Origin of the sequence: Bradyrhizobium sp. 2S1, assembly GCF_011516625.5 — a bacterium.
Lineage (GTDB): Bacteria > Pseudomonadota > Alphaproteobacteria > Rhizobiales > Xanthobacteraceae > Bradyrhizobium > Bradyrhizobium septentrionale.
The window spans coordinates 3,464,373-3,477,505 of sequence record NZ_CP147717.1; the positions used below are offsets into that span (position 1 = coordinate 3,464,373).

At 64.1% G+C, this 13,133-nt stretch carries 9 protein-coding genes and 3 pseudogenes; 6 read left to right on the plus strand and 6 right to left on the minus strand.

The window, feature by feature from the left end:
- Window positions 1-164: 164 nt before the first annotated feature.
- The gene (locus HAP54_RS16340) at window positions 165-3,623 is read left to right on the plus strand and encodes an acyl-[ACP]--phospholipid O-acyltransferase (RefSeq protein ID WP_166301669.1); all 3,459 of its coding nucleotides are present in this window, start codon (window positions 165-167) and stop codon (window positions 3,621-3,623) included.
- Window positions 3,624-3,686: 63 nt separating this feature from the next.
- Complete coding sequence (locus tag HAP54_RS16345; RefSeq protein WP_166301672.1) at window positions 3,687-4,649, plus strand: alpha/beta hydrolase; 963 nt, start codon at window positions 3,687-3,689, stop codon at window positions 4,647-4,649.
- Window positions 4,650-4,834: 185 nt separating this feature from the next.
- Here HAP54_RS16345 and HAP54_RS16350 read toward each other — a convergent pair whose 3' ends face one another.
- From HAP54_RS16350 to HAP54_RS16365, 4 genes and pseudogenes are all read right to left on the minus strand, one after another.
- On the minus strand, window positions 4,835-5,752 hold the full coding sequence (locus HAP54_RS16350) for an ABC transporter substrate-binding protein (RefSeq protein WP_224741909.1): 918 nt from the start codon (window positions 5,750-5,752) through the stop codon (window positions 4,835-4,837).
- A 225-nt stretch (window positions 5,753-5,977) separates the two neighbouring features.
- A complete protein-coding gene (locus HAP54_RS16355) occupies window positions 5,978-6,202 on the minus strand; it encodes a hypothetical protein (protein WP_166301675.1) in 225 nt (74 codons plus the stop codon).
- Window positions 6,203-6,509: 307 nt separating this feature from the next.
- On the minus strand, window positions 6,510-6,734 hold the full coding sequence (locus HAP54_RS16360) for a hypothetical protein (protein ID WP_166301678.1): 225 nt from the start codon (window positions 6,732-6,734) through the stop codon (window positions 6,510-6,512).
- Window positions 6,735-7,155: 421 nt separating this feature from the next.
- A pseudogene (locus tag HAP54_RS16365) lies at window positions 7,156-7,491 on the minus strand (IS5 family transposase); the annotation flags it as partial.
- A gap of 84 nt (window positions 7,492-7,575) precedes the next feature.
- Here HAP54_RS16365 and tnpA point away from each other — a divergent pair.
- The 3 genes and pseudogenes from tnpA (at window position 7,576) to tnpC (ending at window position 10,070) form a co-directional block, all read left to right on the plus strand.
- Window positions 7,576-8,022, plus strand: coding sequence for an IS66-like element accessory protein TnpA (gene tnpA / locus HAP54_RS16370; protein ID WP_166205731.1), 447 nt, complete (start codon window positions 7,576-7,578; stop codon window positions 8,020-8,022).
- Window positions 8,003-8,356, plus strand: coding sequence for an IS66 family insertion sequence element accessory protein TnpB (gene tnpB, locus HAP54_RS16375; protein ID WP_166205730.1), 354 nt, complete (start codon window positions 8,003-8,005; stop codon window positions 8,354-8,356). The genes tnpA and tnpB overlap by 20 nt, the downstream gene beginning before the upstream one ends.
- A gap of 125 nt (window positions 8,357-8,481) precedes the next feature.
- A pseudogene (tnpC, locus tag HAP54_RS16380) lies at window positions 8,482-10,070 on the plus strand (IS66 family transposase).
- Between the two features lie 117 nt (window positions 10,071-10,187).
- On the opposite strand, the pseudogene HAP54_RS16385 reads toward tnpC, so the two are convergent.
- Together HAP54_RS16385 and rpmB are read right to left on the minus strand one after the other, a co-directional pair.
- Window positions 10,188-10,630: pseudogene (locus HAP54_RS16385) on the minus strand (IS5 family transposase); the annotation flags it as partial.
- Between the two features lie 796 nt (window positions 10,631-11,426).
- The gene (rpmB, locus tag HAP54_RS16390; protein ID WP_092120029.1) at window positions 11,427-11,735 is read right to left on the minus strand and encodes a 50S ribosomal protein L28; all 309 of its coding nucleotides are present in this window, start codon (window positions 11,733-11,735) and stop codon (window positions 11,427-11,429) included.
- 352 nt (window positions 11,736-12,087) lie between these two features.
- On the opposite strand from rpmB, the gene HAP54_RS16395 reads away from it, so the two are divergent.
- Window positions 12,088-12,918, plus strand: coding sequence for a DUF3108 domain-containing protein (locus HAP54_RS16395; RefSeq protein WP_175619793.1), 831 nt, complete (start codon window positions 12,088-12,090; stop codon window positions 12,916-12,918).
- Window positions 12,919-13,133 lie beyond the last annotated feature (215 nt).

Sequence of the window (13,133 nt, forward strand, 5' to 3'; positions counted from 1 at the left end):
GTCCCGGTATTCCGGCGCCAGCGGATGTGCGCCGGTTCGAACCGATACGTTGCGGAAAAGACTAAAGGCTGCGGCATCTCCGTCATTTCACCACGCTCACCATTCTCTGCCACGCGAACTCGCAGACCTGCCAGCGCCTCGCGCGCTAACCCAAGGAAACGGTCATGATCAAGGAATTGATGTCGTCCCGCCGCTTCGCGCCGCTGTTCTGGTCGCAGTTCTGCTCGGCGTTGAACGACAACGTGCTGAAGAACGCCCTGGTCATCATGCTGCTCTATGGCGTCGCCAACGAGCAGGGGCCGGCGCTGGTTCAGCTCGCGGGCGCGGTCTTCATCGCGCCGTTCTTTGTGCTGTCGGCGCTCGGCGGCGAGCTCGCCGACCGCTACGTCAAGTCCGTTGTGGCGCGCCGGCTGAAGTTCTTCGAGATTTTCGCCGCGGCGTTCGCCGCAGCCGGCTTCTTCACCCATTCGATCCCGCTGCTGTTCATCGCGCTGGCGCTGTTCGGCATCCTCGCTGCGCTGTTCGGTCCGGTGAAGTATGCGGTGCTGCCCGACCAGCTCTCGGTTTCCGAGCTTGCAACCGGCAATGCGCTGGTCGAGGGCGCAACCTTCATGGCGATCCTGATCGGCACCATTGCCGGCGGCATGTTCGTCGCCGGCGCCAGCCATATGGGCTGGATCTGCGCCGCCGTGGTCGGCCTTTCCGTGCTGTCCTGGGCGTTCGCGTCGCGCATCCCCCTGACGCAGCCCTCCGCGCCCGATCTGCTGATCACCAAGAATCCCTGGACCTCGACCGTACGCCTGCTGAAGTCGCTCTATGCCGAACCGCGGCTGTGGGACGGCATGGTGATCGTGTCCTGGTTCTGGATGGTCGGCGCGATCGTGCTGTCGCTGTTGCCTGCGCTGATTAAGGAAGGCGTCGGCGGCACCGAGGGCGTGGTCACGCTGTGCCTCGCCGTGTTCGCGATCGGCATCGCCGCCGGCTCGCTGTTCGCGGCGCAGCTGAGCCATGTTCGTCCGAATCTCGCGCTGGTGCCGATCGGCGCCATTGTGATGGGCGTGATCGGCCTCGACCTCGCCTGGGCGATCGCAACCACGTCGCTCGGCAAAGAGGTCACCGCGGCTGCGTTTGCGAGCTCGTTCGGCGGCTTCCGGATGCTGGCGGACTTCTTCCTGTTCGCCTTTGGCGGCGGCCTGTTCGTGGTGCCGTCGTTTGCCGCGGTGCAGGCCTGGACCGCGCCGTCCGAACGCGCCCGCATCATCGCCGCCGGCAACATTTTGCAGGCCGGCTTCATGGTCGCCGGCGCGGTGTTCGTCGGCGCGCTGCAGGCCGCGGGGCTTGCGATCGCCTGGATCTTCTTCGGTCTTGCCATCGCGAGCTTCGGCACCGTCTGGTTCGTGCTGAGCAAGTGGGGCAAGGAGGGCGTGCGCGACTTCGGCGCGCTGCTGTTCCGTGCGCTGTTCCGGGTCGAGGTGCGCGGCATGGAGAACCTGCCGCCCGAGGGCACGCGCATGCTGATCGCGCCCAACCATGTCAGCCTGGTCGACGGCCCGCTGCTGCACGCCACGCTGCCGATCGATGCGAGCTTCGCGGTCGACACCGGCATCTCCAAGGCGTGGTGGGCCAAGCCGTTCCTGAAGATGATCAAGCACTACACGATGGACCCGTCCAAGCCGCTGGCGGCGCGCGACCTGATCAAGCTGGTGGCCGCCGGCGAGCCGGTCGTGATCTTCCCGGAAGGCCGCATCACGGTCTCCGGGTCGCTGATGAAGGTCTATGACGGCACCGCGATGATCGCCGACAAGGCCGATGCGGTCGTCGTCCCGGTCCGCATCGAGGGCGCGCAGCGCTCGCATCTCAGCTATCTGAAGAACGGCGAGATCAAGCGCTCCTGGTTCCCCAAGGTGACGATCTCGATCCTGCCGCCGGTGAAGCTGCCGGTCGACCAGTCGCTGCGCGGCAAGGCGCGCCGCAATGCCGCCGGTGCCGCGCTGCAGGACGTCATGATCGACGCCATGGTCAAGAACGCGATGCTCGACCAGACGCTGTTCGATGGCCTCGGCCACGCCTATCGCGACCGCGACACCGGCAAGCCGATCATCGAGGACGCGCTCGGCACCAAGCTGACCTATCGCAAGCTGATCCTCGGCGCGCAGGTGTTGAGCGGCAAGCTCGAGCAGGGCACTGCGGTCGGTGAGAATGTCGGCGTGCTGTTGCCGAATTCGGCCGGCGTTGCGGTCGTTTTCTTTGCGCTGCAGACCGTCGGTCGCGTGCCGGCGATGCTCAACTTCTCGGCCGGGCCGGTCAACGTGCTGGCCGCGATGAAGGCGGCGCAGGTCAAGACCGTGCTGACCTCGAAGGCCTTCATCGAGAAGGGCAAGCTCGACAAGCTGATCGCGGCGATCGAAGGCCAGGCGCGCGTCGTCTATCTCGAGGACGTCAGGGCGGGCATCGGCCTCGCCGACAAGATCGCCGGTTTCCGCGCCGGCATCGCGCCGCGCGTCACTCGCAACGCCAACGATCCCGCGGTCATCCTGTTCACCTCGGGTTCGGAAGGCACGCCGAAGGGCGTCGTGCTATCCCACCGCAACATCCTCGCCAACGCAGCGCAGGCGCTGGCACGGGTCGATGCCAATGCCAATGACAAGGTGTTCAACGTCCTGCCGGTGTTCCACTCCTTTGGCCTGACCGGCGGCATGATGATGCCGCTTCTCGGCGGCATCCCGATCTTCATGTATCCGTCGCCGCCGCACTACCGGATCGTGCCCGAGCTGATCTACCAGACCGGCGCGACCATCCTGTTCGGCACCGACACATTCCTCACCGGCTACGCCCGCTCGGCGCATGCCTATGACTTCCGCACGCTGCGGCTCGTCATCGCCGGTGCAGAGGCGGTGAAGGAGCGCACGCGGCAGATCTACATGGAGCGCTACGGCATCCGCATCCTCGAAGGCTACGGCGTCACCGAGACCGCGCCGGTGCTGGCGATGAACACGCCGATGGCGAACCGCCAGGGCACCGTCGGCCGCATCTCGCCGCTGATGCAGTATCGTCTCGATCCGGTCCCCGGCATCGAGGAAGGCGGACGGCTGTCGGTGAAGGGTCCGAACGTGATGATCGGCTATCTCCGCGCCGAAAATCCCGGCGTGCTCGAGCCGCTGCCCGAAGGCTGGCACGACACCGGCGACATCGTCACGGTCGACGCGCAGGGTTTTATCGCGATCAAGGGCCGCGCCAAGCGCTTCGCCAAGATCGCAGGCGAGATGGTCTCGCTGTCCGCGGTGGAGACCATGGCGACCGCGCTGTGGCCGCAGGCGATGTCGGTTGCGGTCACGCTTCCCGATCAGCGCAAGGGCGAACGCATCGTGCTGCTCACCACGCAGAAGGATGCCGACCGCGCCGCCATGCAACGCCAGGCCAAGAGCGTCGGCGCGTCCGAGCTCGCGGTGCCCGCCGACATCCGCGTCGTCGACAAGGTGCCGCTGCTCGGCACCGGCAAGACCGACTATGTCGGCGCCACTGCGCTGGCCAAGGAACTGGCCGCCGCACCCGCCGCGCAGGCTGAGCCCGCCGGCGAGGAGGGCGAGGCTGCGCCGGAGCAGCTCGCGCAACACGTCGCATGATGGTTGTGCTTTTCGGGAGCATGTTGTCAGATAGACGGCAACTGCTCCCGAGAAAGCACGATCATGCCGCTTCCGCTCGATCCCGTCATTGAGAAGATCATCCCGCTGCTGCCGCTGCGCGATCCCACCACCGTGACGCCGCAGAGCGCCCGCGATTCGCTGCGCGCGCTGGCCGAGGCGCGCAAGGCGGTGCCGCCGCCGCCGGTCGATGTCGCTGATAACATTGAGGTGCAGGGCGCCGCGGGCAAGCTCGCGGCGCGGCTCTATCGCAGCGGCGGCGGCAAGGCGCCGACCGTGATCTTCTTCCACGGCGGCGGCTGGGTCGCCGGCGATCTCGAGACCCATGACCGCCAGGTCCGCAACCTCGTGATCGAGACCGGCGCGGTCGTGATCTCGGTCGATTACCGCCGCCCGCCGGAGACCCGCTTCCCCGGCGCGTTCGAGGATGCGTTCGCCGCTGTCCGCGATGTCGTCGCGCGCATCGCCGAATTCGGCGGCGATCTCTCGCGCGTCGGCGTCGCCGGCGATTCCGCGGGCGGCAATCTCGCCGCCACGTCAGCGCTCGCCTGCCGCGACGCCGGCATCAGGCTCGCCGCGCAATTGCTGGTCTATCCCGTCACTGATGTGGTCGGCGGTTTTGCCGACGCAGCCGAGAACGCCAGATTTCCGTCGCGCGCCGAGAATGCCGAGGGCTACTTCCTGTCGCGCGCGGTGATGCAGTGGTTTTGCGGGCATTATCTCGCCGACCCGGCACAGGGCGCCGACTGGCGCGTCTCGCCGCTGCGCGCGAAGTCTCTCGCCGGTGTCGCGCCGGCTGTCGTCACCACCGCCTGGTTCGACCCGCTGCGCGACGAGGGCCAGGCCTATGCGAAGGCGTTGCAGGCCGCCGGTGTGCCGGTGACGTATCATGCCGGCGAGGGCCTGATTCACGGCTATTTCGGTCTTGGCGATGCCTCGGAAGCCGCGCGGGCGGAGGCGCAGCGCGCGCGGGCGGATTTTCGGGCGTTGCTGGAGCGGGGAGTCTAACCTCCCGTCGTCCCGGCGAAGGCCGGGACCCATAGCCACCGCAGCTTGTTGTTGCAGCGGGCTGCGGCCCCAGCGTCCCGCCACTTGCACATTCGGGGTAATCGGTCCCGGCCTGCGCCGGGACGACGATGTAGATGGGGTCGTCGCTCGACAACTTCTCCTCAACCCCCTTCAATAACTCCCCCTCAATCATTCCCGATCGTGTCCCCGAACAGCTGCCACGTTTCCCCGTTGAACTTCTGCAGCCGCATCGCCTCGACCGGGAAATAGTCGGTCGGCGAGGTCTTCACCTTGATGCCGGGCAGGAACATCGGCAGCGCGATGTCGAGGTTGGCGGCCTGCTTCATGATGTTCTCATGGGTGAGGTCGTCGCCGCATTGCTTCAACACCTGCACCGTCGCCTCCGCCACTACATAGCCGTAGACGATCAGCTGGTCCTGCAGATTGCCTTCGGGGAAGTAGTTCTTCATGAAGCTCTGCCAGGCGATGACATCCTTATCGTCTTTCCACTGCGGATCGTTGGGATCCTTCAGCGAGTAGGACGAGATGATGTCCTTGGAATAGTCGAAGCCGGCCGGCTTCAGCACCGAGGACACCGAGGTCGAGGTCGCCGCGAGGAAGAACAGGTCCGGCTTCCAGCCGATCTCGCCGATCTTCTTGATCGCCTGCGCCGCCTGCTTGGGGATCGCGTGCATGAACAGCACGTTGGCGCCGGACGATTTCAGCTTCACGATCTGGCTGTCGACCGTCGGATCGGTCGATTCATAGGTCGTTTCCGCCACCACCATCTTCGCGGTGTTCTCCGCGCCTAAGCCCTTTTTGAAGCCGTTGCCGTAATCCTTGCCGGCGTCGTCGTTCTGGTAGAACAGCGCGATCTTGGCGTCCGGCTTGTTGGTCAGCACATATTTGGCGTAGACCGCGGTCTCGGCCTGGTACGACGGCTGGAAGCCGATCGACCACGGATAATGCGCGTAATCGCCCCACAGCGTGGCGCCGGCGCCGACGAACAGCTGCGGGACTTTCTTGTCGTTGAGATATTTGCGCACGGCCAGGCCGGTCGGCGTGCCCAGCGGATTGAGGATCGCGGCGACCTCCTCAGCCAATGTGCGGTGGTTTGCCGCAAAGTGGAATGACTATCAAAATCTCTCCCCGCGTGCCGGGCGCTTCTTACCTCGCCCCGCTTGCGGGGAGAGGTCGGATCGCATGGAGCGTAGCGCAATGCGATCCGGGTGAGGGGGTACAGGTACGTTCGCGAGTGTCGCTGGTGGAGAGAGGCCCCTCACCCCAACCCTCTCCCCGCAAGAGCGGGGCGAGGGAGAACTTCTAGCTCAACGATACCGCACGCTGCCGGTCGTGATCGGATCGGTCGGCAGCACGGTGGCGCCGGCGCGGCTGGCGGCGGCGGAGGTGATCATGCCGGGTTCGCCCTTCAGCACATTGCGGGGCGGGTGGAATTCGAGGACGACGAGGGCGGCGGTGGCCAGCACCGCCACGGCGGCGGTTGCGAGCGCAGGCACCAGTCTTCCGCGCGTATCGACTGCGCGAACTTGCATTGATCAATTCCTTGTACTGAGTCGTTCTTTGGACGTGATGTAAGTACGGCCTGGCTTGTTCCCAAGAGTGCGGCGCACATGCCTCACAATCAGTTGTGCCGGTCGTGATGTCCTTCACGGTTTTCAAACCCGCGCGGCGTGGCCGCGTCGAATCGCAATCGTGTCGGACGGCTTGTTTGCACACTAACACTTGGAAGAGATCGTGGCGTTTTGCATGCGCCTCATGCGCTCGTGATGATGCGAATGAGTTTGTGATTAATCCGCCTTCGCCAAGGCTTCGGCGTGACAAGCCGCTTTTTGCCGTGATTTATAGGCTTTCTTTGTCGGTTAACGTCGGCGCGTTAAGGCGTTCTTCACGCGCACTCCAAGCATCAGAATGGATTCGCGTGATGACACCGCTGTCATTGGCAACAGCTGTCAGCGGACGTTTCTCAGCCATTGGCAGCGCCGTCATTGCGAGGCTTGTCGCGCCGTCTTGTCCGCCGAAGCCTTTGGGCGAAGGCGGAAGTTTTGGCGAGGCAGCGCGATCCATCTCTTCTCACTCGATGCGATGGATAATTCTACTCCACGTCCAATCACACAAAGAAGAATCCACTCACGCGCAGCCACGGATGCGCGCCGTTCGGATCGATTCACCTGTCAAACAGCAGGAGGGGGTGAGCGCACGCAGCCTCGCGGCCGGATCGGCCCGAGCTTTGCGGCAGTGTGACCCTCGCTTCGATAGCAGAGGGTGCAGGGAACGCCGGGTGCCAGCACGCACCCATGGGTCCCGAGCAACAAAAAGCTCGGGAGGTAGGACCACAGGTACGGCCGGGCGATCCCGGCGTTCCCCGCGCGGATGGGTTACGGCTTATACGTGCTCTCCCCGGCGAGACTGGGCTTGCTTGTCACCGCCTCCGCAGAACGCTTGCGCGTTTCGCGAGGGGACACCGGCCGCTAGGTGGTGTGGACACTTATCGCATCCATAAGACGATGGCTGCGAGAGTGACGACGGCCAGGTAATTTCGGGCGGTCTTTTCGAAGCGGGTTGCAACGCGGCGGAACTGCTTGAGCTTTGAGAAGCAGCATTCGACGAGATGACGCTGGGCATAGAAATGCTTGTCGAGTGGATATTTGAGCGCGCGTGACGGGTTGTTGGGGATCACGGCGAGCGCGCCTTTGGCGGCGATGGCTTGGCGCAAGTGATCGGCGTCATAGGCCGTATCGGCCATGACGACCTCGGCGGATAAGCCTTCGATCAATGCGGCGGCTTGCGGTGCATCGCCCTTCTGACCTGCGGTGAGCTTGAACGTAAGCGCTCCTTTCTACGCACCTATGCAGTTGAGCGCGGGGATGGGATGAGGTGTCCACCATGAGCGAGGTGGACACGATCGATGATCACTCCAGAAGAACCTTTGAGACTTGAGACGGTCGGCGTGTTGCGCAATGGCCGGCGTCGCTATGATCCGGCCAGCAAACAGCGGCTGGTCGAGGCCTGTCTGCAGTCTGGCGTGTCGCTGGCGGGGCTTGCGCTGCAACACGGCGTGAACGCGAACCTGCTGCGCAAGTGGGTGGCCAAGCGACAACTTCAGAACGGGGATGGCCAGCCGGAGGCGCGGGCGCCGATTGCGCCAGCCTTTATTCCGGTTCGCGCGCCGTCGCCGTCGCCAACTCGATCTGCTGGCGCGATTGCGGTTTGCGCGACGGAGCGATCCTGTGCAGGGCGGCTGACGGCATCGATGCCCAACGGCGTGACGCTTTCGCTGGAAGGCGGCGACGCGCAGTTGCTGTCGGCGGTGATTGAAGCGCTGGGGCGTTGCGATGTTCCGACTGGCGTCTGATCTTCGGGTCTACCTTCACCGCGAACCGATTGACTTCCGGGCGGGCATCAACAGCCTGGCGATCGTGGTCGAGCAGTCGATGGGGCTGGATCCGTTCCAGCGCGCGGTGTTCGCGTTCTGCAATCGTCGCCGCGACCGGATCAAGCTGCTGATTTATGATCGGTCAGGATTTTGGATGCTGCTGAAGCGGCTGGAGGCCGACAGATTCCACTGGCCCCGAAGTCAGGAGGCGGTGCTGACGCTGACGACGGAGGAGCTGCACTGGCTGCTTGACGGCATCAACATCGCGGCGGTGCGTCGTCATCCGGTGCGGCAATATCAGAGCGTGGGCTGAGCGTGTTCGATGCGGGCGGCGTCATCGGGCTTCGGCATGGCCGTTCTCAGATGACGCGGCCGAAGACATGACGAAGACATGGGAGCCCGGTTGACGCGGCGGCATGACTTCGATTCAAGACTCCGATGAGTCGCAAGCCCACGACGCACGAACTGGAAGCCTTGATCGCGGCGCACGCGGCCGAGATCGCGGCGCTGAAGGCCGAAAACGAGAAACTCGCACAACGCGTGCTGCATCTAGAGGAGCAGTTGCGCCTGGAGCGCCTGCACCGGTATGCGCCGAAGAGCGAAAAGCTCAAGGAGCGCATCTTCAACGAAGCCGAGCAGGCCGCCGCTGAAAGCCGGGACGACGACGATGTCGAGGCGGTCGCCGTGCCGGACACGGGATTGCCGGAGGCTCCAAAGCCGGCGCCGAAGGCACGCGGCCGCAAGCCGCTGCCTGACGATCTGCCGCGCCAACGCGTCGAACACGATCTGGGTGAGGATCAAAAGGACTGTCCGTGCTGCCATAATCGGATGCATCGGATGGGCGAGACCGTCACCGAGCAGTTGCACGTCGAGGTCAAGGCGTCGGTGCTGCAACATGTGCGGTTCAAATATGCCTGCCGTCACTGCGAGCGCACCGCGCTGAACACCCCGATTGTGACCGCGCCGATGCCGGCGCAGCCGCTGCCGGGTAGCGTCGCCACGCCATCGACGCTGGCGCTGGTGCTCGCCAACAAATACGTCGACGGCACGCCGCTGTACCGTGTGGCGGACGCGCTGGGGCGCGCCGACGTCAGCATCAGCCGCGGGACGCTGGGCAACTGGGTGATCCGGGCGAGCGAGTTGCATCTGCATCGGGTCTATGACGCGCTACAGCAAAAGCTCATGTCGCAGCCCCTGGTCCACGGCGACGAAACCTGGGTCCAGGTTCTTAAAGAGGACGGCCGTGATGCGCAGGCCAAATCCTTCATGTGGGCCTAGGACTGCGCGCAGCCGGTCGTGCTGTTCGATTACCAGCCCGGTCGCGGCCAGCAACATCCTCAGGCCTTCCTGGCCGGCTATCGCGGCTTGTTGATGAGCGACGGCTATGACGCCTGGCGCACGCTGACAGGCGCGACCCATCTCGGCTGTATGGCGCATGCGCGCAGGAAATTTACCGATGCGCTCAAGGCCAGGACAAAGCCTGGCGGTCCGCCATTGCAGGCGCTCAAGTTCTTCGAGGCGTTGTACGAGGTCGAGAGGGTGGCGCGCCAGACGCCGCCCGACGGCGAAACGCGCGCCGCATACACCTTGCGGCTGCGCCAGCAGCATAGCCTGCCGGTATTGGCCGCCTTCCGGACCTGGCTCGACGACCAGGCGCCGAAGGTGCTACCCGAAAGCTTGACCGGCAAGGCGATCGCCTAGCACGCAACCAATGGGATTATCTGACCCGTTACACCAGTGACGGTCTCGCCCCGATCGATAACAATGTTCTGGAGCGCGACATCAGGCCGTTTTGCACCGGACGAAAAAGTTGGCTGTTCAGCGACACCGTTGCCGGCGCCAAGGCAAGCGCCGTGATCTACAGTTTGGTGCTGACATGCCGGGCATGCGGCGTCGATCCCTATGCATGGCTACGTCACGCGCTCACCGAATTGCCCCAACGCGCGCCAGACGCCGATATCGAAGATCTGTTGCCGTTCAATTGCACCGCTCAAAAAAACCTGCCAGCTGACAACGACAGCGGCTGACCGTCAAACGCTCAGGATCAATCAAGCCGTTCCGATGATCCCGCTGGGCCCCGGCGCCACGCGACGCCGCGGCCAGCCGCGCGCGCAGCCTGTGCAGTAAAATGCGCGCTTACGCTTGAACCGCACCGGACATCCCAAGCCTCGAACGGCCATATGTATCTTGGTGCTCAGGCCGCCGCGCGAGCGGCCGATCGCTTGATCTTCCGCTTGATCTTCAGACCCCCCTTTTTGGCGCCGGCGGCGTGCTGATGCGCCCGAACGATGGTGGAATCGACGATCAGATATTCGAAGTCCGGATCATCGGACATCGCCTCGAAGATCCGCCACCAAACACCCTTGATGCTCCATCGACTGAAGCGCCGGAACACGCTGTTCCAGTCCCCAAACACCTCCGGAAGATCGCGCCAGGGAGACCCCGTACGCACGATCCACAGCACACCTTCCACGAACATCCGGTTGTCGCGCCCGGTGGAGCCCTTCTGATCGGGGCGCCCTATGATCAGCGGCGCTATCCGCTCCCACGCCGCGTCGCTCAATACCAAACGGTCCATCACACCCAAGGCGGCCTCCCCAAAAGCAGCCTTGAATCTGATTTGCTCCTAAAAGGGAATCCTTAGAGTCCACACCACCTAGGGCGTCAGGACCACACGCTTTCACCGTCCGCAGATAGGCGCGCTCGTCAAGCGCATCCACAGCGTCCACCGCATCCCGCACCCAACGTCCGTGACGATCGCGATACGCCCCTCTCAGAGGAGGCGGGACGCGCTGTTTGTAGTGCTGAGTTGGGGTGCCGGGGAAGAGGAATATTTTCTCTGCGAGGACTGGACAGGGTGTGTCGTATTGAAATTTCTGGAGAAATTAGATTTTTGGCACAGGGGGCACCAAAGGGAAATCAGTCGTCTACGCTGCAGCCAACCATAGGTTGAAAGGCCGATTGACATATTTCTCGCAGTTCGACCAACTCGCCGTCAAACTGGAGGCGGGTGTCTGCGATCTTACGTCGTCAGCTAGACGGCTCTTCCAACGATCGTTGGCTCAACATCCAACGCCAGATGGTGATGGGTACTACGGCTGGTCCACACCCCACAACGCTCACATACGGGTCATCTCCTACAGGAAGATGCTTCGCGATGCCGAGACCAGAAACAAGGTGTTCTTCGATCAACTTAAGCTCGGGAGCCCGTCTGCTGCAGCGAAGAAGCGATCTGCAAGAGTTAGCGCAAAGAGAGAGGCCGAGGGAGGTGAGGTCCTTGGGGCCTAACTAACTCTTGGGGAAGCTCGCCCAAAACAAAAACGGCCGGGTCATCCGACCCGGCCGTTCAAAACTCTCTCCGCGCTTTCGCGCTTGCAGCTAGCTCAGCTCGCCTTCTTCACGAACACCGGCTTGCCGACCTTCTTCTCGATCGCGCGCTTGAGATCGAGCGCGCGGGGCGACAGCACCTCGGCCTTGGCCTTGATCAGATAGGCGTCGAGGCCGCCATTGTGGTCGACGCTCTTCAGCGCATTGGTCGAGACGCGCAGGCGCACGTTGCGGCCGAGCGCATCCGAGATGAAGGTCACGTTGGCCAGGTTCGGCAGGAAGCGCCGCTTGGTCTTGATGTTCGAGTGGCTCACCTTGTGGCCCGTCTGGGGGCCCTTGGCCGTCAGTTCGCAGCGCCGGGACATTACCAAAATCCTTATTGCATCCCCGCCTCTGGCGGCGCGTGCGATCACGCGGCCCGCGCGGGGGTTTTGAATTCGCGTCCATTTTCCAGGAACCGCGGGTGTATAGGGGCAGATCGCCCAAGCGTCAAGATTATATCGCCGCATGGGCGCAGCGGGAAATGGCGGTTCATAAGCCGTTCCAGCCACTTACCGGCGGATATAGCAACCATATAAAGGGCGTATTCGGCTGCAAGTCTTGGTTCCATAAGAGATGCGCGTGTTGTCCGGCCGATGTGACTGCCAAAGATGGACAACGCACAGAGCGCCGATAGCAGGACCGTCAGGTACGTAAGTGACCACCACGATTGCCCTTTTGCCCCCGCTCGGCCGGCTCATCGGCCTGTGCGCTGGTGCCCTCCTGCTGTTTTGCGCCGAGCGCGCCAGCGCGCAGGGGCGGCTTGACGCCAAGTATGAGGCGACCTTGGCCGGTATCCCGGTCGGCAAGGGCGCCTGGACCATCGAAATCGGCGACGACAGCTTCTCGGCCTCGGCCCAGGGCGGCACCGCGGGGCTCCTGAAGGCGTTTTCCGGCGGCAGCGGCTCGGGCGCTTCGCAGGGCCGCGTCGTCAATGGATCGCTGGTCGCCAATTCCTACACCGCGACCACCACCACCGCGAAGAAATCCGAGACGATCCGGATGGTGCTGGTGAACGGCGCCATCAAGGAATCCACCATCGAGCCGGAGCCGCCGGTCGATGCCGACCGCCTGCCGGTGTCGGACGCGCAGAAGAAGGGCGTGTTCGATCCGATGACCGGCTCGTTTCTGCGCGCGCCCGGCAATGCCGAACTGATGAGCCCGGATGTCTGCCGCTCCGGCGCCGGCGTGTTCGACGGCCGCATGCGCTACGACCTCAAGCTCGATTTCAAGCGGGTCGAGATCGTCAAGGCCGAGCGCGGCTATCATGGCCCGGCGCTGGTCTGCGCGCTCTATTTCGTGCCGGTCTCGGGCTACATCCCGGATCGCCCCGTGATCAAATACCTCGCCGCCCAGCGCAACATCGAGATCGCCTTCGTGCCGATCGCGGGCACCCGCCTCTTGGTGCCGTTCCGCATGACGATCCCGACCCCGCTCGGCCAGGCCATGCTGGAAGCCACCTCATTCGTCACAACAGCCGCGCCGCCGCGGGTAGCGAAGACGCAGTAGCGGATCTGATCGCGGCCACGCTGCCCACCCGTCATCCTGAGGAGCGCGTAGCGCGTCTCGAAGGATCGACGGCCACCGGCCGGGCCGTGCATCCTTCGAGGCTCGCTGCGCTCGCACCTCAGGATGACGGATCGGGGAGGTGACCGCGGTCCAGGGAATGCAACAAACGTCACCGGAATCCAGTTGACTCTTGCCTGCTTCTGATTCGACTCGGC